At 71.8% G+C, this 23,660-nt stretch carries 25 protein-coding genes; 12 read left to right on the top strand and 13 right to left on the bottom strand.

The genetic code is table 11. The features are described from left to right. Positions 1-318: 318 nt before the first annotated feature. A complete protein-coding gene (locus tag ASF37_RS06425) occupies positions 319-966 on the bottom strand; it encodes a response regulator transcription factor (RefSeq protein ID WP_055962527.1) in 648 nt (215 codons plus the stop codon). A gap of 25 nt (positions 967-991) precedes the next feature. Next, the gene (locus ASF37_RS17110) at positions 992-2,614 is read right to left on the bottom strand and encodes a GAF domain-containing protein (RefSeq protein WP_056574039.1); all 1,623 of its coding nucleotides are present in this window, start codon (positions 2,612-2,614) and stop codon (positions 992-994) included. Positions 2,615-2,867: 253 nt separating this feature from the next. Here ASF37_RS17110 and ASF37_RS06415 point away from each other — a divergent pair, with 253 nt between their 5' ends. The 8 genes from ASF37_RS06415 (at position 2,868) to ASF37_RS06380 (ending at position 12,379) form a co-directional block, all read left to right on the top strand. After that, positions 2,868-4,451, top strand: coding sequence for an ABC transporter substrate-binding protein (locus tag ASF37_RS06415; RefSeq protein ID WP_056579559.1), 1,584 nt, complete (start codon positions 2,868-2,870; stop codon positions 4,449-4,451). A gap of 141 nt (positions 4,452-4,592) precedes the next feature. Continuing rightward, a complete protein-coding gene (locus ASF37_RS06410) occupies positions 4,593-5,690 on the top strand; it encodes an ABC transporter permease (protein ID WP_082482068.1) in 1,098 nt (365 codons plus the stop codon). Further along, positions 5,690-8,374: a dipeptide ABC transporter ATP-binding protein gene (locus ASF37_RS17725; RefSeq protein WP_082506426.1), complete on the top strand. Its 2,685-nt coding sequence runs from the start codon at positions 5,690-5,692 to the stop codon at positions 8,372-8,374. Before ASF37_RS06410 ends, ASF37_RS17725 begins: the two co-directional genes overlap by 1 nt. 163 nt (positions 8,375-8,537) lie before the next feature. Further along, positions 8,538-9,404 (top strand): oxygenase MpaB family protein, encoded by an 867-nt coding sequence (locus ASF37_RS06400; RefSeq protein WP_056579557.1) that lies wholly within the window; start codon positions 8,538-8,540, stop codon positions 9,402-9,404. 145 nt (positions 9,405-9,549) lie between these two features. Further along, complete coding sequence (locus tag ASF37_RS06395) at positions 9,550-11,241, top strand: FAD-binding dehydrogenase (RefSeq protein ID WP_056579554.1); 1,692 nt, start codon at positions 9,550-9,552, stop codon at positions 11,239-11,241. 102 nt (positions 11,242-11,343) lie between these two features. Further along, on the top strand, positions 11,344-11,790 hold the full coding sequence (locus ASF37_RS06390) for a hypothetical protein (RefSeq protein WP_055962513.1): 447 nt from the start codon (positions 11,344-11,346) through the stop codon (positions 11,788-11,790). Further along, entirely contained in the window at positions 11,787-12,179 is a 393-nt protein-coding gene (locus ASF37_RS06385) for a phage holin family protein (protein ID WP_055962510.1), read from the top strand. Before ASF37_RS06390 ends, ASF37_RS06385 begins: the two co-directional genes overlap by 4 nt. Then, positions 12,176-12,379 (top strand): DUF3618 domain-containing protein, encoded by a 204-nt coding sequence (locus ASF37_RS06380; protein WP_056556826.1) that lies wholly within the window; start codon positions 12,176-12,178, stop codon positions 12,377-12,379. The genes ASF37_RS06385 and ASF37_RS06380 overlap by 4 nt, the downstream gene beginning before the upstream one ends. A gap of 10 nt (positions 12,380-12,389) precedes the next feature. Here ASF37_RS06380 and ASF37_RS06375 read toward each other — a convergent pair whose 3' ends face one another. Beyond that, positions 12,390-12,896 (bottom strand): FBP domain-containing protein, encoded by a 507-nt coding sequence (locus ASF37_RS06375; RefSeq protein ID WP_056556829.1) that lies wholly within the window; start codon positions 12,894-12,896, stop codon positions 12,390-12,392. A 49-nt stretch (positions 12,897-12,945) separates the two neighbouring features. On the opposite strand from ASF37_RS06375, the gene ASF37_RS06370 reads away from it, so the two are divergent. Continuing rightward, positions 12,946-13,515: a TetR/AcrR family transcriptional regulator gene (locus tag ASF37_RS06370; RefSeq protein ID WP_056579552.1), complete on the top strand. Its 570-nt coding sequence runs from the start codon at positions 12,946-12,948 to the stop codon at positions 13,513-13,515. A gap of 13 nt (positions 13,516-13,528) precedes the next feature. Here ASF37_RS06370 and ASF37_RS06365 read toward each other — a convergent pair whose 3' ends face one another. Both ASF37_RS06365 and ASF37_RS06360 read right to left on the bottom strand, forming a co-directional pair. Next, positions 13,529-14,161, bottom strand: coding sequence for an MBL fold metallo-hydrolase (locus ASF37_RS06365; protein WP_056579550.1), 633 nt, complete (start codon positions 14,159-14,161; stop codon positions 13,529-13,531). Further along, positions 14,161-15,249 (bottom strand): S-(hydroxymethyl)mycothiol dehydrogenase, encoded by a 1,089-nt coding sequence (locus ASF37_RS06360; RefSeq protein ID WP_055962495.1) that lies wholly within the window; start codon positions 15,247-15,249, stop codon positions 14,161-14,163. Before ASF37_RS06360 ends, ASF37_RS06365 begins: the two co-directional genes overlap by 1 nt. Positions 15,250-15,546: 297 nt before the next feature. Here ASF37_RS06360 and ASF37_RS06355 point away from each other — a divergent pair, with 297 nt between their 5' ends. Beyond that, positions 15,547-16,011 carry a PGPGW domain-containing protein gene (locus tag ASF37_RS06355; RefSeq protein ID WP_056574056.1) on the top strand — a complete coding sequence of 155 codons (465 nt, stop codon included), beginning with the start codon at positions 15,547-15,549 and terminating at the stop codon, positions 16,009-16,011. 13 nt (positions 16,012-16,024) lie between these two features. Here the strand turns inward: ASF37_RS06355 and ASF37_RS06350 are convergent, their stop codons facing one another. After that, positions 16,025-16,351, bottom strand: a complete 327-nt coding sequence (locus tag ASF37_RS06350) for a GNAT family N-acetyltransferase (RefSeq protein ID WP_056579548.1) — start codon at positions 16,349-16,351, stop codon at positions 16,025-16,027. A gap of 24 nt (positions 16,352-16,375) precedes the next feature. Next, on the bottom strand, positions 16,376-17,365 hold the full coding sequence (locus ASF37_RS06345) for a pirin family protein (protein ID WP_056557260.1): 990 nt from the start codon (positions 17,363-17,365) through the stop codon (positions 16,376-16,378). Positions 17,366-17,527: 162 nt separating this feature from the next. Between ASF37_RS06345 and ASF37_RS06340 the strand changes: the two genes are divergently transcribed. Next, complete coding sequence (locus tag ASF37_RS06340; RefSeq protein WP_156368135.1) at positions 17,528-18,259, top strand: DUF3152 domain-containing protein; 732 nt, start codon at positions 17,528-17,530, stop codon at positions 18,257-18,259. A gap of 24 nt (positions 18,260-18,283) precedes the next feature. Here the strand turns inward: ASF37_RS06340 and ASF37_RS06335 are convergent, their stop codons facing one another. The 3 genes from ASF37_RS06335 to ASF37_RS06325 all read right to left on the bottom strand — a co-directional run bounded on the left by ASF37_RS06335 (position 18,284) and on the right by ASF37_RS06325 (position 19,986). Further along, positions 18,284-18,571 carry a hypothetical protein gene (locus tag ASF37_RS06335; protein WP_056556845.1) on the bottom strand — a complete coding sequence of 96 codons (288 nt, stop codon included), beginning with the start codon at positions 18,569-18,571 and terminating at the stop codon, positions 18,284-18,286. Between the two features lie 72 nt (positions 18,572-18,643). Continuing rightward, complete coding sequence (locus ASF37_RS06330; protein ID WP_056579547.1) at positions 18,644-19,555, bottom strand: cation diffusion facilitator family transporter; 912 nt, start codon at positions 19,553-19,555, stop codon at positions 18,644-18,646. After that, positions 19,555-19,986, bottom strand: coding sequence for a metalloregulator ArsR/SmtB family transcription factor (locus tag ASF37_RS06325; protein ID WP_235499961.1), 432 nt, complete (start codon positions 19,984-19,986; stop codon positions 19,555-19,557). Before ASF37_RS06325 ends, ASF37_RS06330 begins: the two co-directional genes overlap by 1 nt. Before the next feature lie 143 nt (positions 19,987-20,129). On the opposite strand from ASF37_RS06325, the gene ASF37_RS06320 reads away from it, so the two are divergent. Beyond that, positions 20,130-20,690, top strand: coding sequence for a copper resistance CopC family protein (locus tag ASF37_RS06320; protein WP_056579545.1), 561 nt, complete (start codon positions 20,130-20,132; stop codon positions 20,688-20,690). 9 nt (positions 20,691-20,699) lie between these two features. Here ASF37_RS06320 and ASF37_RS06315 read toward each other — a convergent pair whose 3' ends face one another. The 3 genes from ASF37_RS06315 to ASF37_RS06305 are packed head-to-tail and all read right to left on the bottom strand — an operon-like array spanning position 20,700 to position 23,653. Then, positions 20,700-21,065 (bottom strand): DUF1330 domain-containing protein, encoded by a 366-nt coding sequence (locus ASF37_RS06315; RefSeq protein WP_056556852.1) that lies wholly within the window; start codon positions 21,063-21,065, stop codon positions 20,700-20,702. Between the two features lie 57 nt (positions 21,066-21,122). Then, positions 21,123-21,926, bottom strand: a complete 804-nt coding sequence (locus ASF37_RS06310; RefSeq protein ID WP_200931187.1) for a phosphatidate cytidylyltransferase — start codon at positions 21,924-21,926, stop codon at positions 21,123-21,125. Beyond that, on the bottom strand, positions 21,926-23,653 hold the full coding sequence (locus tag ASF37_RS06305) for a histidinol-phosphate transaminase (RefSeq protein WP_056579543.1): 1,728 nt from the start codon (positions 23,651-23,653) through the stop codon (positions 21,926-21,928). The genes ASF37_RS06310 and ASF37_RS06305 overlap by 1 nt, the downstream gene beginning before the upstream one ends. Positions 23,654-23,660: the final 7 nt, after the last annotated feature.

The raw sequence follows: 23,660 nt of genomic DNA, 5'->3' as shown, positions 1-23,660 counted from the left end.
GACGGCCCGATGAGGTGCGAGACCTACCTCTGACGACCTGGTTCGGTGCGAGACCTACCTCTGACGGCCCAGGACCAGCCCTCAGCACCGGAGCTCGGCCGAGCGGGAGCCCATCCGCCGGTCGAGGCCCTTTCGGAGACCGAGCCGAGACCCGGCCGGAGCAGCGCAGCAGCGAGCCGAAGCCCCGCCAGGAGACGCCGCCGCAGGACGAGACCCAGCCGAGGCAGCGCAGCAGCGAGCCGATGACCCGCCGAGAGAGGCAGCCGCAGGCCAGGACTCAGCCCAGCCGGGCCGAAGCAGCCGGGCCGAAGGAAGGGGTCAGTCCCCGGAGAGGCGGTGCTTCTCGGCGAGCACCGCGGCCTGGGTGCGGCGCTGCAGGCCCAGCTTGGAGAGCAGCTGGGAGACGTAGTTCTTGACCGTCTTCTCGGCGAGGTACATCTCGGTGGCGATCTGGCGGTTGGTCATGCCCTGGCCGATGAGGCTGAGGATGCGTCGCTCCTGGGCCGTCAGCTCGGCGAGCGGGTCCTTCGGCGCGGGCGCGTTGCGGATCCGGTCGAGGACCTGGGCGGTGACCGCGGGGTCGAGCAGCGACTGGCCGTCGGCCACCCGGCGGACGGCGTCGACGAGGTCGTTGCCGCGGATCTGCTTGAGCGCGTAGCCGGCGGCGCCGGCCATGATGGCGGAGAACAGCGCCTCGTCGTCGTCGAACGACGTCAGGATGATGACGTTGACCTCCGGGTGCGCGGCCCGGACGTCGCGGCACACCTCGATGCCCGACCCGTCGGGAAGGCGCGCGTCGAGCACCGCCACGTCGGGCAGCAGCGTCGGGATGAGCTCGAGCGCCTCGCCGGCGGTGCCGGCCTCGCCGACGACCGACAGGCCCTCCTGCGCCTCCAGGAGGTCGCGGATGCCGCGTCGGACGATCTCGTGGTCGTCGAGCAGGAAGATCCGTACGGACTCGCTCATGTGGGGGTTCCTTCGTTGGCGGGGATCACGGCATCGACTTCGGGACGCTCCAGCGGACCTGGAGGCCGCCGTGCGACGGCTCCAGGAACTCGCAGCTGCCGCCCAGGTTCTGGGCGCGGTGCCTCATGTTGCGCAGTCCGTTGCCGAACGGCTGGTCGGGATCGAGCCCGAGTCCATCATCGGTCACGGTGAGCACGATGTCGTCGGTGACGTCGAGCTCGATGGCGACCTCACCGGCGTGGGAGTGCCGCACGACGTTCGACAGGATCTCCTTGAGCACGGCCGCCAGCTGCTCGGCCGCCATGTCGGGCACCACGCTCTCGACCGGTCCGATGGTCTCCACCGTCGGGCGGTAGCCGAGCATCCGCTCGGCCTCGCCGACGATGGCGTCGATCTCGAGCCGCAGGTTGGCCGGCACCGTGGGAGAGCTGAGGTCGAAGATCGTGCGACGGATCTCCTTGATGGTCTGGTCGAGCCCGTCGACGGCGTCGGACAGTCGAGCCCCGACCGCCGGCGGGACCGAGGCCGAGGCGCTGTCGAGCGAGAGGCCGATGGCGAACAGGCGCTGGATCACCAGGTCGTGCAGGTCGCGGCCGATGCGGTCGCGGTCCTCGAAGATCGCCAGCTTGGCCTGGGTCTCGCGGGCCCGCACCACCTGCATGACCAGGGCCGCCTGCTGGGTGAAGCCGTTCGGCAGCTCGGGGTCGAGGGCCCACGTGGACGACATCTGCTCGGAGAACCACCCGATGACGAGGACCGCCGTGCCCTCCTCGAAGTGCAACGGGTGCGCCTGCACCGTCTGCAGTCCCGGGAGCGCGGCCAGCGTGTCGTCGTCGATGCGCTCGTCGTGGAGGGCGTCGGCGATGACCACCGCCTGCCCCGACCGGACGACCTCGCGCAGGAACGGGATGTCGGGACGGATTCCCACCGGGTCGGGCTCGATGCCCACCGCGGCCGTGACTACGAACGGCCCGTCGTCGTCGGGCACGACGAGGGCAGCAGCCCCGGCGCCGGCGACGTCGCGGACCCGCTCGACGATGAGCTGGCTGGCGGCCTGGCGGGAGATGGGGCGCAGCAACGCCGTGGCGACCTCGGAGGTGGCGCGCAGCCACCGACGCTGCTGCTCGCTCTGCTCGAACAGCCGGGCGTTCTCGATGACGACGCCCGCGGCCGACGCGATCGCGACCGCGACCTCCTCGTCCTCCGGCGTGAACCCGCCGTCACCCTGCTTGTCGGTGAGGTAGAGGTTGCCGAACACCTGGTCGTGGACGCGGATCGGCACGCCGAGGAACGACGTCATGTCGGGGTGGAGTCGCGGGAACCCCGCGCTCTCGGGATGGTTCTTGAGGTCGTTGACCCGCAGCGGCTCGGGCCGGTCGATCACCAGCCCGAGCAGGCCCTGGCCCTGCGGGAGGCGGCCGATCATGTCCTGGTGCTCGGCGTCGAGCCCGTGCACGGCGAACGTGCCGAGGCGGTGCGAGGAGCGACCGTCGAGCACGCCGAGGAAGCCGTAGGTTGCGCCGACGAGCTCGCTGGCGGAGTCGACGATGCGCTGGAGGACGTTGTCGAGGGAGAGGTCCTGGGACAGCGCGACGACAGCGTCGAGCAGACTGCTCTGACGCTCCGACCCCACTCCGCTCTTCTTCATCGACGACTCCCTCCCGAGGGAGGATAGTGCTGTGGCCGCTCCCACGGAGGGGGTTGAGCCGAACCTGATGGACACATGTCTGCGAGAGTCCCCAGCCGCCCGGTCATGACGCGAGGCCGCGCGCACCGACCGCGTCGTCATCGAAACGCAACCTGCGCGCCCTTCCAGCGGGCGCGAGCCACCACTAGCGTGCCGAGAAGTCCATGATCCGCGCAACCATCGCGCGTGGCACACCTGCTCAGGAAGGCAGCGCATGCACATCCATCGGGGGGCAGCGGTCCTCGCTGCGACGACACTGGCCGGGGTCACCCTGGCCGCCTGCGGCGCAGGCAACTCAGGCGACACGAAGGCCGGCATCCTCGTCGGCACCACCGACAAGGTCGTCTCGATCGACCCGGCCGGTGCCTACGACAACGGCTCGACGCAGATCCAGACCCAGGCCTACCAGTACCTGCTGAACTTCCCGGCGGGCAGCACCGAGCTCACGCCCGACGCCGCCGAGAGCTGCGACTTCGAGACGCCGACCGAGTACGTCTGCACCATGAAGGACGGACTGACGTTCGCCAACGGCAACGAGCTGACCGCCTCCGACGTGGCGTTCTCGTTCAAGCGGATCGTCGACATCAACGACCCGAACGGTCCGGCGTCGCTGCTGGGGGCCATGAAGAGCGTGGAGGCGCGCGACGACAAGACCGTCGTGTTCACCCTCGCGGCCCCCAACGACGTGACGTTCCCGCAGGTGCTCGTGACCTCGGCCGGACCGATCGTCGACGAGGAGACCTACCCCGCCGACAAGGTGCTCGACGACGACGCCGCCGTGAAGGCCCAGGGCTTCTCCGGTCCGTACACGATCGGGTCGTACACGAAGAACGAGCTCGCCGAGTTCACCAAGAACGAGAAGTACGACGGCGCCTACGGCGAGCCCGAGAACGACGCGGTCACCCTGACCTACTACTCGGACTCCAACAACCTCAAGCTCGACGTCCAGAACGGCAAGATCGACGTGGCGTGGCGCTCGCTCACCCCCACCGACATCGCCAGCCTGGAGAAGGCCGACGGCGTGGAGGTGCACCAGGGCGACGGTGGCGAGCTGCGCTACATCGTGTTCAACCTCAAGACGATGCCCGGCGACGACGACGAGCAGAAGACGGCGATCCGCCAGGCCATGGCCAGCTCGATCGACCGCGCCGAGCTGTCGGAGCAGGTCTACAAGGGCACGTTCACGCCGGCCTACTCGGCCGTCCCCGACGGTCAGCCCGGCGCCACGGAGCCGTTCAAGGAACTCTACGGCGAGAAGCCCGACGCGGCCAAGGCCAAGAAGTTCCTCGACGACGCCGGCGTGGACACGCCCGTCGACCTCAAGCTGCAGTACAACCCGGACCACTACGGCTCCAACTCCGACCAGGAGTACGCCATGGTCAAGCGGCAGCTGGAGGCCACGAAGCTCTTCACGGTGGACCTGCAGTCCACCGAGTGGAACACCTACTCCGAGGAGCGGGTGAAGGACGCCTACCCGATGTACCAGCTGGGCTGGTTCCCGGACTTCCCGGACCCGGACAACTATCTGACGCCGTTCTTCGCGCCGAACAACTTCCTGCAGTCCCACTACGAGGACGACACGACGACCAAGCTGCTCGACACCGAGCGGACCCAGGCCGACGAGGCCGAGCGTGAGAAGACGCTCGCGCAGGTCCAGGAGCGGGTCGCCCAGCAGGTGCCGATCCTGCCGCTGCTGACGGGTGCCCAGGTGGCCGTGGCCGGCGACGACGTCGAGGGCGTGGACGACACGCTCGACGCGGCGTTCAAGTTCCGGTTCTCGTCGCTCTCGAAGGGCTGACGCAGACGGAGGGGTGGGCCGGACCGTGAACTCGGTCGGGCCCACCCCCTTCCGCGTGCCCCTCCCCGGTGACACGAGCACCGTGACGCCGACCCTGTGACACCGCACGTCCCTGCACGACCCCACTCCCCGAGGAGTCCCATGTCTTCCGCCGAGGTGCTCGCCGCAGGCGAGCCGCCCGCCACCCCGTCATCGGGGCCCGCGCCCGCTCGACGTCGGGGGCTGCCGCCCCTGGCGCGCTACCTGCTGGTGCGTCTGGCCCTCGTGGTGCCGATGATCTGGGTGCTCGTCACCCTCGTGTTCGTGCTGCTGCGGGTGATCGGCGACCCGATCACCGCAGCCCAGGGCGGACGCCTGACCCCCGACCAGATCGCCCAGCGCAAGGCCGACGCCGGCCTCGACCGACCCATGCTCGTGCAGTACTGGGAGTACGTGTCGGGTCTGGTGCGCGGCGACTTCGGCACCACGCTCACCGACAACCAGCCGATCTCGCAGATCCTCAAGGTCAACGGCGCGGCGACCCTCGAGCTCACCCTCTACGCCCTGGTGGTGGCCTTCGCGATCGGCATCCCGCTCGGCCGGCTCGCCGCCCGGTACCGCGACCGCCTGCCCGACGTGACCCTGCGGCTGTTCGCGATCGTCGCCTACGCGGCGCCGGTGTTCTTCGTCGGCCTGCTGCTCAAGCTGGCGTTCACGCCGTTCGGCTGGCCGTCGTCCGGTCGGGCCTCCACGACCACGCTGCTCACCCTGCAGGACGTGAGGCCCCGGACGAACATCCTGCTCGTCGACGCCATCTTGTGGGGTGACCCGGGCTACGTGCTCGAGGTCCTCCAGTACGCGCTGCTGCCGGCGCTGGCCCTGGGTCTGCTGACCGGAGGCGTGTTCCTGCGTCTCGTGCGCATCAACCTGCTGCAGACGCTGCGCGCCGAGTACGTGACCGCGGCTCGCGCCCGAGGGATCTCCGAGGGTCGTGTGGTGCGCAAGGTCGCGTTCCGCAACGCCCTCGTGCCCGTCGTCACCGTCATGGGCATGCAGATCGCCATGCTGCTGGCCGGCGCGGTGCTCACCGAGACCACCTTCGAGTGGAAGGGCATCGGCTACATGCTCGCCGAGTACCTGAAGGCCCGCGACTTCCTGGCCGTGCAGGGCATCGTCACGCTCATCGCGCTCGTGGTCTGCCTGGCCAGCTTCCTCATCGACGTCATCGTGGCGCTCGTCGACCCGAGGGTGCGGTTCTGATGGCGCGGGCGAGGAACCTCGTGCCCGGTGTGGTGCGGCAGAGCCACGGCCTGCAGCGCTTCATGCTGCTCCTCGGCTTCGCGATCGTGATCGCGTTCGTCGTCGTCGCCGTGCTCGCGCCGTGGATCGCGCCGTACGGCTTCAACGACGACCGCGGTGCCGACGGCGTCGTGTTCGGCACGCAGCAGGCACCGTCGGCCGCGCACTGGTTCGGCACCAACGTCGGCGGCACCGACGTGTTCTCGCGCGTCGTCTACGGCACCCGCACCGCGGTCATCGTCATCGCGCTGGCCGTGGTGCTGTCGAGCCTCGTCGGCGTGCCGCTCGGTCTGGTCTCGGGCTACCTCGGTGGCTGGCTCGACCGCGTGCTCGTGCTCGTGATGGACGCGCTCTACGCCTTCCCGTCGCTGCTGCTCGCGATCGTCGTCTCGATCGTGCTGTCGGGCGGGTCGAGCGGGGCGTTCGGCGGCATCATGTCGGCCGCCATCTCGATCACCGTGATCTTCGTGCCCCAGTACTTCCGGGTGATCCGCAACGCCACGCTGTCGGTGAAGACCGAGCCGTACGTCGACGCCGCTCGCGTGGTGGGTGTGCGGACTCCGCGCATCATGTTCAAGCACGTGTTCAGCAACGTCGCGCAGAACCTGCCGATCATCGGCACCCTCAACGCCTCCGAGGCGATCCTCACCCTCGCCGGCCTGGGTTTCCTGGGCTTCGGCATCGAGCCGTCGGCCGCCGCGGAGTGGGGCTACGACCTCAACAAGGCGCTGCCCGACGCCACGAACGGCATCTGGTGGACGGGCGTGTTCCCCGGCCTGGCGATCGTGCTGGTCGTGCTGGGCGTGACGCTCGTGGGCGAGAGCCTCAACGACGTGCTCAACCCGCTGCTGCGCACGCGCGGTGGCGACGGCGGATCCGGCACCACCGAGTCCGAGATCGAGCTGGACGAGCAGGCCTTGGCCGAGCTCGACGCGAGCGGTGGCGTCGAGGAGGTGCCGGACGACGTCCGGAGGGCCGCGGTCCTCTCGCTGGGGGACCTCACCGTCTCGTTCGCGACCGACGGTGGAGCCGTGCGTGCCGTGCGCGGCCTGTCGTTCGACGTCGCCCCCGGCGAGGTGCTGGCCGTGGTCGGCGAGTCCGGGTCGGGCAAGTCCGTCACCGCGCGTGCGGTGCTGGGCCTGCTGCCGTCGACGGCGACGGTCTCGGGATCGGCGATCCTGCGGTCGGGGCAGGACCCGTCGCGTGGCGGGACGGCCCCTGTGGGCACGGAGCGGGAGCTGGTCGGGCGCAGCGCCAAGGAGCTGCGGCCCATCCGCGGTGACGAGGTGTCCATGGTGTTCCAGGAGCCGTCGACCGCCCTCGACCCCGTGCGCACCGTCGGCTGGCAGATCGTCCAGGGCATCCGCGCCCACCGCGACGTCAGCGCCAAGGCCGCCCGCGCACGGGCCGTCGAGCTGCTCGAGATGGTGGGCCTGCCCGACCCCGAGCAGCGTGTCGACTACTACCCGCACCAGCTCTCGGGCGGGCAGAAGCAGCGCGTCGTCATCGCGATGGCCATCTCGTGCGACCCCGACGTGATCGTGGCCGACGAGCCCACGACCGCGCTCGACGTGACCGTGCAGGCGCAGATCCTCGACCTGCTGCTCAGCCTGCGCGACCGGCTGGGCACCGCGATCGTGCTCATCACCCACAACATGGGCGTCGTCGCCGACGTGGCCGACCGCGTCGTGGTCATGTACCGCGGTCGGCTGGTCGAGACCGCACCCGTCGACCGGTTGTTCGCGGCTCCGCGGCACCCCTACACCCGGGCCCTGCTCGACGCGGTGCCGCACCTCGGCCGCGAGGACGGTCCGTCGCTCGTGTCCGAGGAGGCCGACGTCGTGCTCGACGTCGACGACCTGGTCGTCGAGTTCCCCGGGCGTCTCGGGCAACCGGCGTTCACCGCGGTCGACCACGTGTCGCTGAAGGTGCGTCGGGGCGAGGTGCTCGGGCTGGTGGGCGAGTCGGGTTCCGGGAAGTCGACGATCGGACGCACCGCGGTCGGGCTGCAGCAGCCCACGAGCGGGACGATCTCGGTGTCGGGCACCACGGTGTCGGGACTGTCCGACGCGCGGCTGCGGCCCCTGCGGTCGCGCTTCGGCTTCGTGTTCCAGGACCCGGCGGCCTCGCTCAACCCCCGGATGAGCATCGGCGACTGCATCGCCGAGCCGCTGCGGGTGCAGACCGACCTGTCCTCCGCCGACGTGGATGCGAAGGTCGCGTCGCTGCTGGAGTCGGTCGAGCTGCCCGCGTCGTACGCGACGCGGTTCGGCCACGAGCTGTCCGGTGGCCAGCGCCAGCGCATCAGCCTGGCCCGCGCCATCGCGTTGGATCCCGACCTGCTGATCGCGGACGAGCCGACGTCGGCGCTGGATGTGTCGGTGCAGGCGCGGGTGCTCGAGCTGTTCGCCGAACTGCAGCAGCGGGTGGGCTTCGCGTGCCTGTTCATCAGCCACGACCTGGCCGTGGTCGACTCCCTCGCGAACCGCGTGGCAGTGCTCCAGCACGGCCGTCTCGTCGAGGTCGGCCCGCGCGAGGACGTGCTGCGTCGTCCGCAGCAGGACTACACCCGCCGCCTCATCGCGGCCGTCCCCGTCCCCGACCCCGTCGAGCAGCGGGCCCGCCGCGCGACCCCCACCCCCTGACAGGGTGAGAGATTCCCAGGTCGACCTGGGAATCTCCGGCCACGCACGGCTTCCTCACGTCTGCACGGATTGCTTTTCGTGTCTTCGTGAGGAAGCCGTGCGCGGGTGGTCCGCCGTTCCCGGTCGGCGGGTGGAACGCCGCACCCCGGGTGACACTGGAGCGATGAAGCCGCTGACCTCCGCACGCTCGACCCTCGGAGCGACGATCTTCGCGCGAGTCGCGGGCGACGAGGGACCGGCCCGACGCGAGCGGATCATGTTCGCGCCCGGACCGCGCCGATTCGCTCCCGACTCCGCGATCGCGACGGTCCACGGCGACGCGTCGATGTTCGTGGGTGGCATCCGTGCGCTGCTGCTCCAGTCGCTGCACCCGCTCGCGATGGCCGCGGTCGACCAGCACTCCGGCTTCCGCGGCGACCCTTGGGGCCGGCTCCAGCGCACGAGCGGCTTCCTCGCGGTCACGACCTTCGGCACCGACGCCGACGCAGCGCGGGCCATCCGCGCGGTGCGCGCCGTGCACGACACGATCTCCGGCGTCGCTCCCGACGGCCGGCCGTACCGGGCGTCGGACCCGCACCTGCTGCGCTGGGTGCACGTGGCCGAGGTCGACAGCTTCCTTCGCGCGCACGACCGGTACGGCCACCAGCCGCTGGACGCCGAGGGGCGCGACGCCTACGTCCGCGAGGCCGCCGTGGTGGCACGCGAGCTCGGGGCGAGCGACGTCCCGGAGTCGGTCGCCGAGCTGGAGGCGGCCCTCGAGGCGTTCCGGCCGGAGCTCGAGAGCACCGAGGCGGCCCGACGAACCGTGCGGTACCTGCTCGTCCACCCACCCGTGCCCCTCGCCATCCGCGTCCCGTACGGCGTGCTCGCGGCGGCCGGGGTCGGACTCATGCCGCGCTGGTCGCGCTGGCCGCTTCGCCTGCCCTGGCTCCCGGTGGCCGAGGCGAGCGCCGTCCGGCTGGGCGGCGAGGTCGTCACGCGGTCCATCCGCTGGGCCATGACGCCGCCCGAGCACCCGGTCGAGGCCTGACCCAAGCCTGCTGCACGGCTTTCCCACGTCGGCACGGAAAGCAACCGGTGCAGACGTGGGGAACCCGTGCGGACCAGGAGATTCCCAGGTCGACCTGGGAATCGCCGGGACGTGCGGTGATCGGGGGGCCTGGCAGGATCGGAGGGTGGACCAGAAGAGCTTCGAACCTGACGTGATCGTGGTGGGTGCCGGACTGGCGGGGCTGGTGGCGACGCACGAGCTGGTGCTGGCCGGCCGCAGCGTGCTGGTCGTCGAGCAGGAGAACCGGTCGAACCTCGGCGGGCAGGCCTTCTGGTCGCTCGGCGGGCTGTTCCTCGTCGACTCCCCGGAGCAGCGGCGCATGGGCATCAAGGACTCGCCCGAGCTCGCCCTGCAGGACTGGTTCGGCTCCGCGGCATTCGAGAGCCCGGCCGACGACGCGACCGGGCACGACGCCTGGGGCCGACGCTGGGCGGAGGCGTACGTGCACTTCGCGGCCACCGAGAAGCGCCAGTACCTGCGCGACCTCGGCCTCAAGGTCCTGCCGATCGTGGGCTGGGCCGAGCGCGGCAGCGGCAGCGCGAGCGGGCACGGGAACTCCGTCCCGCGGTTCCACCTCACGTGGGGCACCGGTCCCGAGGTCGTGCGCGTGTTCGCCGAGCCCGTGCTGGCAGCCGAGCGCGCCGGGCGGGTGCGGTTCGCCTTCCGCCGCCAGGTCGACGACCTGGTCGTCGAGGGCGGATCGGTCGTCGGCGTGCGCGGCACCGAGCTGGAGCCGGACGAGTCCGACCGTGGCGTCGCGTCGTCGCGCACCCCGGTCGGCACGTTCGAGGAGCGCGCCGCCGCCGTGGTGGTCACGTCCGGCGGCATCGGCCACAACCGCGACCTGATGCGCGAGTCCTGGCCCACCGACCGCCTCGGACCCGCGCCGGAGCACATGATCCTCGGCGTGCCCGCCCACGTGGACGGCCGCATGCTCGCCATCACCGAGTCCGCCGGCGGACGCGTGGTCAACCGCGACCGCATGTGGGCCTACACCGAGGGCGTGCACAACTGGGACCCGATCTGGCCCGACCACGCCATCCGCATCATCCCCGGCCCGTCGTCGCTCTGGTTCGACGCGACCGGGCAGCGTCTCCCGGCGCCGAACTTCCCGGGGTTCGACACGATGGGCACGATGAAGGAGATCCTGGCCACGGGTCACGACTACTCCTGGCTCGTGCTCACCCAGTCGATCATCGAGAAGGAGTTCGCGCTGTCGGGCTCGGAGCAGAACCCCGACATCACCGGCAAGGACCTGAAGTTCCTCGCCCAGACGCGGCTCGCGAAGGGCGCACCGGAGCCGGTCGAGAAGTTCAAGCAGCACGGCGAGGACTTCGTCGTCGCGCACACGCTGGCCGAGCTGGTCGAGGGGATGAACGCGAAGAGCCGCGGCGGGGCCACGATCGACCTCGCCACGCTGGAGCAGCAGGTGGTGGAGCGGGACCGTGAGATCGACAACGCGTTCAGCAAGGACCTGCAGCTCATGGCCGTGCACAACGCGCGGCGCTCGCGCACCGACAAGATCGTGCGCGTGGCCAAGCCGCACAAGATCCTCGACCCCGAGCACGGTCCGCTGATCGCCGTCCGGCTGAACATCCTGTCGCGCAAGACGCTGGGCGGGCTGCAGACCGACCTCGAGTCCCGCGTGCTCGACGACAGCGGCATGCCCGTGCCCGGGCTCTACGCGGCCGGCGAGGTCGCGGGCTTCGGCGGTGGCGGGGTCCACGGACACAACGCCCTGGAGGGCACCTTCCTCGGCGGGTGCATCTTCTCCGGCCGTGCGGCGGGGCGATCGCTCGGTCGACGTCTGTCCTGAGGCCCCCTCGACGAGCTCGGGGAGCGGCGTGGGGTGGTCCGAGTGGCTGGCCACGGCGGAGTGGAGCAAGATGGACGGACCACCACCGAAGGAGGGTCCGACGTGAACAAGCTGCTCATCGCGGCTGCTGGCGTCGCCGGCTACGTGCTCGGCACGAAGGCCGGCCGCGAGCGCTACGACCAGATCCGTACCCAGTCCCAGAAGGTCTGGAACTCTCCCACCGTCCAGAGCGGCGTGGACCATGCCGCCGACGCCGCCAAGAGCGCCGCCGGTGCTGCCGGCAGCGCTGCCGCCGACGCCGCGTCCAGCGCCGCGAGCGCGGCCGGCTCCAAGGTCGTCGACGCGGTCAAGAGCCACCGGTCCGACGACGCGTCCTCCGACGGCGTCTCGGCCGACCCGGCCGACCCCTCGTTCGCGATCGACGAGGTCGCCGACCCCCAGCTCGACGCCGACCTGGCCGAGGCCGACACCGAGGTCCCGAGCTCGCCCTCGGTGACCACGCCGCCCACGGCGGCGGACCTCGCCGAAGACCGCCTGGGTCGCCCGTGACCGCGGCGCCGCAGGACGAGTCCACCGGCCGCCTGATCGCGCAGGCCACCGAGGACATCTCGACCCTCATCCGCGCCGAGATGGCCTTGGCCAAGGACGACCTCGCGCAGGCCGGCAAGCGGGTCGGCGTGGGTGCCGGTCTGTTCGGCGCCGCCGGCGTGATCGCGCTCTACGGCCTCGGCGTGCTGCTCAGCGCCGCCGTGCTGGGTCTGGCCAACGTGACCGACCCGTGGCTCGCCGCGCTCATCGTGGCGGTCGCCCTGTTCGTGGTGGCCGGCGTGGCCGCCCTGCTGGGCAAGAGCAACGTCTCGAAGGTCGCGCAGGCTCCTGCCGCGCGCGTCGAGAGCGTGCAGGCCGACGTCGCCGCAGCGAAGGGGAACCCGTCATGAGCGAGCGCGACCAGCTGGAGGCCGAGATCGCGGCCACCCGAGAGCACCTGGCCGAGACGGTCGACGCCCTGGGCGACAAGCTCGACGTGAAGTCGCGCGCGCAGGACGCCGTGGCCGAGGCCGACAAGGGCCGTGTCGCCGTGCTGGCCGGGGCCGCCGTGGCCGCGGTGGTCGGCATCGTGCTGCTGCGTCGCGGCTGAGCCACCTCGCTCAGGTCGCACGCACCCGCTCGACGAACTCGAGCACCCGCGAGCGCAGGTCGTCCACCCGCAGGTCGGGCGCGCCCGTGACCGACTTCTCGTGCGGCTTGAGCGGTCGGCGTACGCGCTTCCAGCAGGCGAGGTCGCCGCACACGTACTGCCCGACCGTGTCACCGGCCCGGCCCCGTGCGCCCGCCCGTCGGGCGACCAGCAGCCGCGCCGTGGACGTGCCGTCGTCGGTGCGGCACCAGTCGCACAAGGTCGTCCGCGCCGGCCCGGCGGACGTGCCGACCCGCAGCTCGATGCCCACGGGCTCGTCACTGATGTCCTCACCCAGCACCACGTAGGCGCGCTGCGGGGCCTTGGCGTCGACCCAGCCGAGGTAGTCGCGCTCCTCGAGGCGGTCGGGCGGCCACGGCGCGGGCAGCGTCATGGAGGCGACCTTGCTGCGCGAGCTGTTCACGAAGCAGGCGCGGACCTGGTCGACGGAGAGCGGTTGCATGGTGCGTCCCTTCATTGCTTCCTAACACCCTTAGGTATACACCTAGCGGTGATAGGTTGGTCGCGTGCCCCGTGCCGGACTCACTCGCTCGCTCGTCCTCGATGCCGCCGCCGACCTCGCCGACCAGGTCGGCTTCGAGGGGGTGACGCCGTCCGCCGTCGCGCGCGCCGTGGGCATCCGCACGCCGAGCCTGTACGCGCACGTCGACGGCGCCGGGGCCCTGCGCGACGGCATCACGGTGAGGGCGCTCGACGAGATGGCCGACGCGGCGTCGAGGAACGTCGCCGGCCGCTCCGGGGGGTCGGCGCTGCGCGCCCTGGCCGACGCCTACCGCGACTACGCGCGCGTCCACCCCGGCCGGTACGCAGCGACCCGACGCCGGCTGGCCCCCGACCACGACGGCGTCGAGGCGGGGCGACGCCACACCGAGCTGCTCGCCTCGGTGCTGCGGGGCTACGGCCTGCCGGAGGAGGACCACGTGCACGCCGTGCGGCTGATCGGCAGCACCGTCCACGGGTTCATCGCCCTCGAGGCCGCCGGGTCCTTCGACCACAGCGACCCCGAGACCGACGTCAGCTGGGACCGAGTGGTCGACGTTCTGCATGGCGCACTCGACGCCTGGCCCGCCGTCTGAGCCCGCGACAGGCTCAGTGGCCTCGGTCGATCCAGTCCTGCAGCTGGGGCGCCTCGTCACCGATCCGCGTGTCGTCGCCGTGGCCGGTGTGCACGACGGTGTCGTCGGGCAGCGTCAGCAGGTGTTCACGGATGGACGCGACGATCGTGTCGAAGCTGGAGTAGCTGCGTCCCGTGGCACCGGGCCCGCCGTTGAACAACGTGTCACCGCTGAACAGGACGCCGAGGTCCTCGCTGTAGAGGCAGGTACTGCCGGGGGAGTGGCCCGGGGTGGCGACGGCCCGCAGCGTGCTGCCGGCCACCTCGAACGTCGTGCCGTCGGTGAGGTCGTGGTCCGGTCGCACGTCGGTGCCGTGCTCGGCCTCCCACAGCATCGTGTCGGCCGAAGGGAACCAGATGGGGGCGCCGGTGAGCTCGCGCAGCTGCACCGAGGCGTTCAGGTGGTCGTTGTGACCGTGCGTGAGCACGATGGCCCGCACCGTGCGACCGTCGACGGCCGCGGCGATGGCCTCGGCGTCGTGCGGTGCGTCGACGACGACCACCTCGCTGTCGTCACCGACGATCCACACGTTGTTGTCGACGTCCCAGCTGCCGCCGTCGAGCGCGAACTGCCCCGACGTGACGACCTTCGTGACCTGTGCCGACATCAGATCATCACCACCGAACGCAGGACGTCGCCGCCGTGCATCTTGTCGAACGCGGCCTCGACGTCGTCGATGCCGATGCGCTCGGTGACGAAGGCGTCGAGGTCGAGCCGGCCCTGGCGGTACAGGTCGACGAGCATCGGGAAGTCGCGGCTCGGCAGGCAGTCGCCGTACCAGCTGGACTTGAGCGAGCCGCCACGACCGAACACGTCGATGAGCGGCAGCTCGGGGACCTTCATGTCCGGCGTGGGCACGCCGACCAGGACCACGGTGCCGGCGAGGTCGCGAGCGTAGAAGGCCTGCTCCCAGGTCTCGGGGCGGCCGACCGCCTCGATCACGACGTCGGCGCCGAACGTGTCGGTGAGCTCCTGCACCTTGGTGACCACGTCGTCCTTGGACGCGTCGATCGTGTGCGTGGCACCGAGGGCCGTGGCCTGCTCGAGCTTGCGCGGGTCGAGGTCCACGGCGATGATCTTGGCCGCTCCGGCCAGACGAGCTCCGGCGACCGCGGCGATGCCCACGCCGCCGCAGCCGATGACGGCCACGGAGTCACCGCGACCCACGTTGCCGGTGTTGATCGCGGCACCGATGCCGGCCATGACGCCGCAGCCGAGCAGGCCGACGGCGGCCGGGTCGGCCTCGGGATCGACCTTGGTGCACTGGCCGGCAGCCACGAGGGTCTTCTCGGCGAAGGCGCCGATCCCGAGCGCCGGAGAGAGCTCGGTGCCGTCCTCCAGCGTCATCTTCTGCTCGGCGTTGAAGGTGGAGAAGCAGTACTGCGGGCGGCCCCGCTTGCAGGCCCGGCAGTCACCGCACACGGCACGCCAGTTGAGCACCACGAAGTCGCCCGGGGCCACCTCGGTGACACCCTCGCCGACGGACTCCACGACACCCGCGGCCTCGTGGCCGAGCAGGAACGGGAACTCGTCGTTGATGCCGCCCTCGCGGTAATGCAGGTCGGTGTGGCAGACCCCGCAGGCCTGGACGGCCACGACCGCCTCACCGGGCCCCGGGTCGGGCACGACGATGTTCTCGACGGTGACGGGTGCGCCCTTGCTGCGGGCGACGACGGCCTTGACGGTCTGCGGCATCGGGTTCCTCCTGGGGGTGGCGTGGCTCACCGCCGACGCTAGCGGAGGCGTGGGCGGCTCGCTCGGTCCCGCTGGGCGGGAGTCGAGGTCTGCCGTGCGGGACGGCCCGAACGGGCCTACCGTTCAGGCACCCACGCGACCGGCGCGTGCGGTCGAAGGAGCGTCCCATGCGCATCGTCCTGCTCATCCTCGTGGTCGTCGCCGTCATCTACCTCGTCCGGATGCTGATGGCCAAGCGCTGAGCCACCTGTTCAGATCCACCCGCTACGCTCCGGCCAGCGACGACGGAAGGACCACATGGGCGTCATCGACCACGGCAAGACCCTCGCGCTCGAGGTGCTCGGCTGGATCATGGTCCTGCTCGGCCTCGCCGCGATCTTCCTCCCCGGGCCCGGCCTGCTGCTGCTGTTCGGCGGCCTGGCCCTGCTGTCGCAGCGCTACGAGTGGGCGCGCCGACGCGTCGAGCCCGTCAAGGACGCGGCCCTGCGCACCGCTGCGCAGGGCGTGCAGACCTGGCCAAGGGTCGCGCTGTCGCTGCTCGGCGTCGTGTGGCTCGCGGGGCTCGGCGTCGTGTGGGGGCTGCGTCCGCCGGCCCCCGACTGGTGGCCGCTGCGCGAGTCCTGGTGGCTGCTCGGCGGCTGGGGCACGGGCGCCACGCTCATCTTCTCCGCCGCCATCGCGCTGGCGACGATCGTCTACAGCTTCCGCCGCTTCCGCGGTCGACCGATGGCCGACGTCGAGCGAGAGATCGCCGAGAGCTAGACCGGGCCGAGCCTCAGGCGGGCCAGTCGACGAGGTCGTCGAACCGACCCTCGTGCTTGCGGATCCAGCCCGCGACGTAGGGGCAGTGCGGCACGATGCGCAGGCCCGCCGCGCGCACGTCGTCGAGGGCGAACTGCACCAGCACCGACGCGAGCCCACGCCCGCCGTAGGCGTCGTCGACCTCGGTGTGCACGAAGTCCCGATGGGTGATGGTTCCGTGCGGCTCCAGCTCGCGGTAGTCGGTGTGGCCGATCACGTCCTCGCCGTCGACGAGCTCGTAGCGGTGCCGCTCCGGGGCGTGGCGGACGACGATGCCGTCGTGCTCGACAGGGAGGCTCATGGATGCTCGCTCTCGCTCGGTGGGTCAGCTGCGGGGTCGGATGCGGGCGTTGGGCAGCTCGGGGGCGGGGAGGGCACGCTCGGGGTCGCCCTCGGGCAGGCCGTACGGACCGTCGGACGAGGCACCGGCCGCCTTGCCGTCGATCTCGTCCATCCACGCGGCGCGGTACTCCACGACGTCGTCGTGGCTGCGGCCGACGAAGTTCCACCACATGACGATCTGCTCGCCGAACGGCGGCCCGCCGATGAGCAGCACCCGGCTGTCCTCGCTCGCGCGCAGCGTGATGCGGTCACGGCCGGGGGCGAGGTACCCCAGCTCGTCCTTCGCGATCGGGTCGGCGTCGGCGAGGACGGCGCCGGTGTCGACGAGCACGCCGTGCTCGAACGTCGGGTCCACGTCGAGCTGCAGCACCGTGCCGGCGTCGAGGCGCAGCTCGGCACCCAGCAGCGGGGTGTGGGTGGAGATCGGGGACGTGGAGCCCAGCAGGCTGCCGAGGAACACCTGCGCGCGCCAGGAACCTCCGTCGGAGCTGCCCTCGAGGGTCGGTGGGGCGTAGTGCTCGAAGGTCTTGTCGACGAAGCGCGCCTCCTGCGGCAGCGCCACCCAGAGCTGGGCACCGTGCAGCACCGTCGTGTCGTGCGTGGAGCGCTCGGAGTGGCTGATGCCGCGGCCCGACGTCATGAGGTTGAGCTCCCCGGGTCGCACGTCGGCGTGGAACCCGGCGCTGTCGCGGTGCTCGATGGTTCCCGAGAACAGCCAGCTGACGGTCTGCAGCCCGGTGTGCGGGTGGGGCGGCACGTCCATGCCGCCGGACTCGGACACGTCGTCCGGTCCGTAGTGGTCGAGGAAGCACCAGGCGCCGATGAGGGATCGCTGACGCTGGGGCAGCGTGCGGCGCACGGTCATCGCGCGCGGCCCGCCGAGCGGCACGTCACGCGGCGTGAGGACCTGCAGCTCGGCGGCGGAGTCCTCGCCGCACACCAGCTCGTCGGGCGATGTCTCGGTGTTGCTCATGGGCTGCTCCACCCCTTCGTCGCGACGGTGCCGTGTCGCGTCACCGGTCGTCGCCAGAGTAGCTCCGCGTAGTCTGTGCAGGTGACAGAGCGCGAGCCCGACCCCTCGCGCCGCGCGAGCTCCACCGCCGTGGGTCGCCACCGCGCGGCGAGGCAACGTGCCATGCGTCGACGTCGCCGGCGGGCGGCTGCGCTCGGCGGATCGATGCTCGTCACCCTCGTCGTGGTGGTGCTGGCTGCCGTCCGTCCGTCGTCGGACGAGCCCGCCGCCTCGGCCGCCACGAACGTGTCGTGGGCCGACGACGCCGTCATGCCGACGCTGACCCCGGCACCGAAGCCCACTCCGAGGAAGACCACGCCCGCTCCGGAGCCGACGGACTTCCCGCAGAGCGGCGAGGGCACGTTCGCCACCGCCGCGGTCGCCGACGTGGCGGGGGCCGGCTCCGGACGCAACCGTCGCTACTCCGTGGAGGTCGAGGGAGGCCTGCCCCAGGACCCCGATCGCTTCGCCCGGCAGGTCGCGCAGGTGCTGGGCGACGAGCGCGGCTGGCGCTCGGACGGCTGGTCCTTCGAGCAGGTCGAGGGCGGCGGCGACTTCCAGATCATGCTGGCGAGCCCCGACACCGTCGACCGGCTGTGCGCCCCGCTGCTCACTCGGGGCGAGGTCTCGTGCCGCAGCGGCTCGCGGGTCGTGCTGAACGTCAAGCGCTGGGCGCTGGGCGTCCAGTACTACGGCGCCGACCTCAGCGGGTACCGCACCTACCTCGTGAACCACGAGGTCGGGCACGCCCTCGGCAAGTACCACGTCGGCTGCCCGGCGCCCGGGGCGAAGGCACCCGTCATGCTGCAGCAGACCAAGGGCCTGCAGGGCTGCGTGAAGAACCCCTGGCCTTAGTCGCCTACCGCCGGTCCCCGTGCGTCAGGTCCCGTGCTCGCCTAGCGTCGTGCGCATGCGCCGAATCGTGATCAGGCGGAGCATCGCGCTCGACGGCTCATCGCCCCCAGCGCTGCAGGACGACCACTCCGGAAATGATCCACGGCCATGAATCTCAAGATCCTCATCGGCGCGCTCGTAGCGATCGTCGTCGTCGCGACGCTCGACCACGTCATGGGTGTCGACGACCGAGTTCTTCAGGTCGTCGCCTTCATGGGCATCGCCTTCGTCGGTGGGACGCTCGGCGATCGGGTACGACGACGCCGGCGTCATGAAGACCCGAACGGACCCGGGAACCTTACGTGAAGACCGCCGGCAACGCCTGAGGACGAGTGACAGTCGGCGTCACCAGTCGACGCTGTGGCACTCCGGTGCGCGGGCGCCCTCGACCTGCAGGGTCGCGTGCTCGACGTCGTGCCGGTCGCGCAGCGCGGCTCTGGCCTCGGCGAGGATCACGTCGACGTCGGCGCTGCCGTCGGCGACGAGGTGGGCGGTGGCCACGTTCATGCCGGAGGTGAGAACCCAGACGTGCAGGTCGTGCACGTCGCCGACGCCCTCGATCGCCCGCAGGTCGGCGACCACCTCGTCCACGTCGAGGCCCTCGGGGGCGTGCTGGCCGAGCACGGCGAGGACCTGTCGTCCGAGCATCACCGCCCGCACCGCCACGAAGGCCCCGATCGCCAGGGCGACGCCGGCGTCCCACCCGGTCTGCCCCGTGGTGGCCACGAGGACACCGGCGACGACCACGCCGACGGACCCGGCGGTGTCAGCGACGACCTCGAGGTACGCGCCGCGCATCACGAGCGACTCACCGGCGCCCGCGCGAAGCATCACGAGGGCGACGACGTTCACCACCAGCCCGAGCGTGCCGACGACGATCATCGGCCGGGTCTGGACCTCGACCGTGGAGCCGACCCGGGCCAGCGCCTCGACCACGACGTAGACGGACACCCCGAGCATGACGAGCACGGCGAACCCCGACGCGAACACCTCCGCACGGTAGGAGCCGAACGTCCGTCGTCCGGTGGTGTCGGGCCGGGTGGCCACCTTGGTGGCGGCGAGCGCGGCACCGAGCGTGACGACGTCGGCGGCCATGTGACCGGCGTCGGACAGCAGGGCGAGGGATGACGCGAGGATGCCGTAGACGAGCTCGACGACGAAGAACGCGGCGATGATGACGAACACCACGGTCAGCCGCCCGCGGTGCCGACCGCTGGCGGGTCCCCCGGCGTGACCGTGCGCATGGCCGTGACCCATCAGGCCGCTCCGGTCGGCTCGGTCGCGTCGGGGCCCGGGGTTCCGCCGACGGTGCGGTCGAGCAGCAGGCTGCTCGTCCGCAGCAGCGCCTCGGTGGCCTCCGGGTGGGCCAGTCGGTAGTACGACGAGCGACCCTCGTGGCGCACGTCGAGCAGGCCGCAGTCGCGCAGGCACGCCAGGTGGGCCGAGACCGTGGACTGGGCGAGCCCCAGGTGGGCGGTCAGCTCGACCACGCGGTGCTCGCCGAGCCGGAGGTGCTCGAGGATCCGCAGCCGGCCCGGGTCGGCGAACCCGTGGAGCAGCCGGGCGACCAGGTCGGTGCCGTCGGTCCCGACGTCGAGGTCGGCGTGCCGGTGCTGCTCGTGGGTGCGCGCGCCCGCTCCGGTCCGCCGGGTGACGTGGCCGTCGGACGGGTGATGCTTCATCGCCATACGACGATGATAGCGTCGTCCGGCGCTGATGTTCCACCCTCGAGGCACCTGCCACGAGCCGCACTGCGTCCCGGCGCTCAGGCGAGCGCTACTACAGTGCGTCGTAGCCGACCTGTTCCCGCCGCCGCTCCTGGAGGTAGCCCGTGCGCTCGTTCGTCCTCGGTCTCGTCGCGACCCTTGCGTTGCTCGCCGTGCCGACGCCGGCCCTCGCGCACGCGTCCGTCGAGTCGTCCGACCCCGCCGACGGCGCCACCCTCAGCGCGCTGCCGCAGACCGTCTCGGTGACGTTGAACGAGGAGATCGGCAGTGGCGCGGTGCTGCGCGTGATCGACTCCTCGGGCACCCGGCTCGACGACGGCGAGGTGACGGTGGCCGGACGTCGGGTCCTCGTGGGCGTGCGCACCGCCGACGCCGAGCCCGGCGCCTACCGGCTCGTCTACCGCGTCGTCTCGGCCGACGGCCACGCCGTGAGCGGCCAGGTCGGCTTCACGGTGAGTGCCGGCGCGAGCGCCTCGGAGCCGTCGGCGTCGGCCGGCACCTCCGGCAGCTCCCAGGACGACGTGACCATCACCGAGGTCGAGGACGAGCCCACGCAGAAGTGGGCGCCGCTGTGGGTCCTGGGCTTCCTCGTGATCTCGTCGGCCCTGATCGTCTACATCGTCAAGGCCGGCCTCACGTCGGCCGACGGCGAGGACGAGGCCTGAGCCGGTCCGTCAGCCCCACGCCGAGGTCGGCTGCAGCACGGCCTCGCTGAGCGCCTCGGTCCGCAGGTGGGTGACCTGCTGGTACTCCGGGTCCGCGACCATGCGGGCGAAGGCCGCGCGCGAGGGGTAGCGGACCAGGAGGACGGCGTCCCAGGCCTGACCGTCCTCGGCGACGAGTGCGGCGTGGCCCCGGCCGGCGTACACCACCTCACCGCCCACCCGCGGCAGGAACGTCGAGACGACGGCGCGGGAGTACTCGGCGTACAGCTCGCGTCCGCCGGGGGCGAAGCGCAGCAGGTTGAGCATCACGACCGGTCCCTCGTCGTCGGCCGCGAGGAAGGCCTTGAGGTCAGAGCCGGTGGGGTCGACGGCCATGGGTGGTCCTCTCGTCGGGGTCGGTCCAGTGTGCCCAAGGGTCAGCCCAGCACCAGGTCAGCCCAGCACCAGGACGACGGCCAGGGCCATCAGCAGCGAGTCGATGCGGTCGAGCAGCCCGCCGGCGCCGGCCATCATCGTGCCGGAGTCCTTCACCTTCGCGCCGCGCTTGACCATCGACTCGAACAGGTCACCCACCGGCCCGCCCACGGCGGCCGCGGCCGCGGTCGGCCAGGTGAGAGCACCCAGCGCGGCCAGGGCTGCCACCGCCGCGAGCGACCCTGCGAGGGTCCCGCTCCACCGCTTCCCCGGGGAGAGGGGAGAGAGGTGTGGACCCTTCAGCAGAGGGCCGGCGAAGTAGGCGACGACGTCGGCCACCGACACCGCCACGAACAGGGCGAGCGCCGTGGTGCCGAGCGAGCCGAGCCCGGCCAGGGGGACCAGCCACGCCAGACCGAGCAACCCGGCCAGGACCCTGCGCAGCCCGTGCTCGGCATCGCCGGTCAGGACGGGCACGGCGACGACGGCGAGGGCGCCACCACCCGCCACCTGGACGACGTGCTCGGGCGCGAGCCACGCGGTCAGCACGACGGCGACGAGCGCGGCCGCGAGCACCAGCCGGTCGGGCCGCGGGACGTCGAGCATGGCGCCCAGCTCCAGCGCGGCCACCACCACGACCACCACGGCGAGCAGCGCCAGGCCGGGCTCGCCCCACCAGAAGAGCGCCAGCACGATCGGCACCGCCACCGCCCACAGGCACCACCGGCGCAGCAGGTCCCGCCGACCCGACACCGCGATCGCGACCCCGGCCACCGCGATGAGGCCCCCGATCCACGGGGCGACCTCGACGACGTCGACCATCAGGAGGCGCCCGCCCGCACCGACGGACGCAGCACCTCCATGGCCCGCAGGCAGGCCGCGACGATCCGCGCGTTCTCGGCCTCCTCGCGCACGGCGATGCGCACGGTGCGCCCCTCGTACGACGGGGAGAGCGGAGACAGGTCACGCACGTACACGTCGTCCTGGCGACACTGCTCGACGAAGCGTGTGGCGCTGGGACCGTCGGCCGGCAGGCGCAGGCACACGAAGTTGGCCACCGACGACTCGACCTCCACCCCGTCGAGGACGGCCAGGTCGGCCACCAGCGCCTCGCGCAGGTCATGGGTGCGCTGCCACAGCGGCGGGTAGTGGTCGACTTCGCGCAGGGCAGCCACCGCAGCGAGCTGCGCGGGAAGACCCAGCTGCCAGGGCGGTGTGAGCCGGCGCATCGTCGCAGCGACGGTGGGCTCGGCGACGAGGTACGCCGCGCGGACGCCCGACAGCGCGTACATCTTCGACATCGACGTGCACACCACCAGTCGCGGGTCGGTGGCCGCGAACGGGGCCAGCGACTCGTGCAGGCCCACGTAGCCGACGTAGGCCTCGTCGACCCACCAGCGGGTGCCAGCAGGGGACGCCTCGACCGCGGCCCGCAGCTCGGCGGCCGGGGCGTGCCGGCCGGTCGGGTTGTTCGGGTTCACCACGACGACGAGGTCGTACGCCCCGTCGCCCACCGCTTCGGCGAGCCGCTCGGTGTCCAGACGCCACCCCTCGGCATGGCGCAGCCGGAACCGGTCGACCTGGCAGCCGATCACCCGCTCCGTCACGTGGGCGTACTCGCCGTAGCCGGGGTCGACCAGGAGCACCCGGCTCTCGCGCGTCAGCCAGTGGCCGAACGCGCGGAAGACCAGGTCCGACGAGCCCGCACCGACGGCGAGCGACTCGACCGGAAGGCAGCGTGCCTCGGCGATCGCGTCCAGCAGCCCGCCGGCGTCGGTGGGCGGCGAGCTGCGGGTCATCCAGGCGACGTCCTCGGTGAGCGCGGCCTGGGCGTGGGGCGACGGCGGGAACCACGCGTCGAGGACGTCGGCCACCACCACCTCCCGACGTCGCTCCAGCGTGCGGAAGTCGGTGCCGATGGCGCCGAACGAGGCACCACCGTGCTCGCACCCGTCGGCTCGCGGCGCGAACGGCGTGTCCACCTGCCAGTCGACCTCGTCCCTCCACTGCTGCACCAGCGACGCGAACGGACCGAGCGCGAGCGCCGTGAGGTCGGCCACGGACGCGGTCATCACCTCGAAGCGCACCGTCCCGCTCGTGATGACGCGCCCGGTCGGCACCAGACCCACCCCGCGGTACAGGTCGAGCAGGTCGTCGCGACCCATCGCGACGATGGTGCGCCCGGCCCGCCCGGCGATCCACCGCATCGCGGCGTACATGAGCAACGTGGCCACGCCGGCCGAGCGACGCCCGGGCTCGACGGTGAGGATGCGGACCTCGAACACGTCGGGCTCGTCGAGCAGGGGCAGCTCCTCCCGGCTCAGGTACTTGTCGAGACCGAAGCTGCCCGCCCAGGGCGGCGTGAGGCTGACGAACCCGACGGGACCGTCGGCGTCGGCGGCCACCAGGTAGACGTTGCGGCCGTCGAGCGCGTCGACGAGCACGCCGTCGGCGTTGACCGGGTGCTGGTCCAGCTCCTCGGCGTAGACCCGGTGACGGAGCTCGTGGATCCACGTCCGGTCCTCGGGCGTGGCGTTGCGGACCTGCACGACTGAC

It is taken from the genome of Aeromicrobium sp. Leaf289 (assembly GCF_001423335.1).
GTDB lineage: Bacteria > Actinomycetota > Actinomycetes > Propionibacteriales > Nocardioidaceae > Aeromicrobium.
Note: the sequence above shows the minus strand (reverse complement) of the source record. Positions and strands in the feature narration are given on the sequence as shown.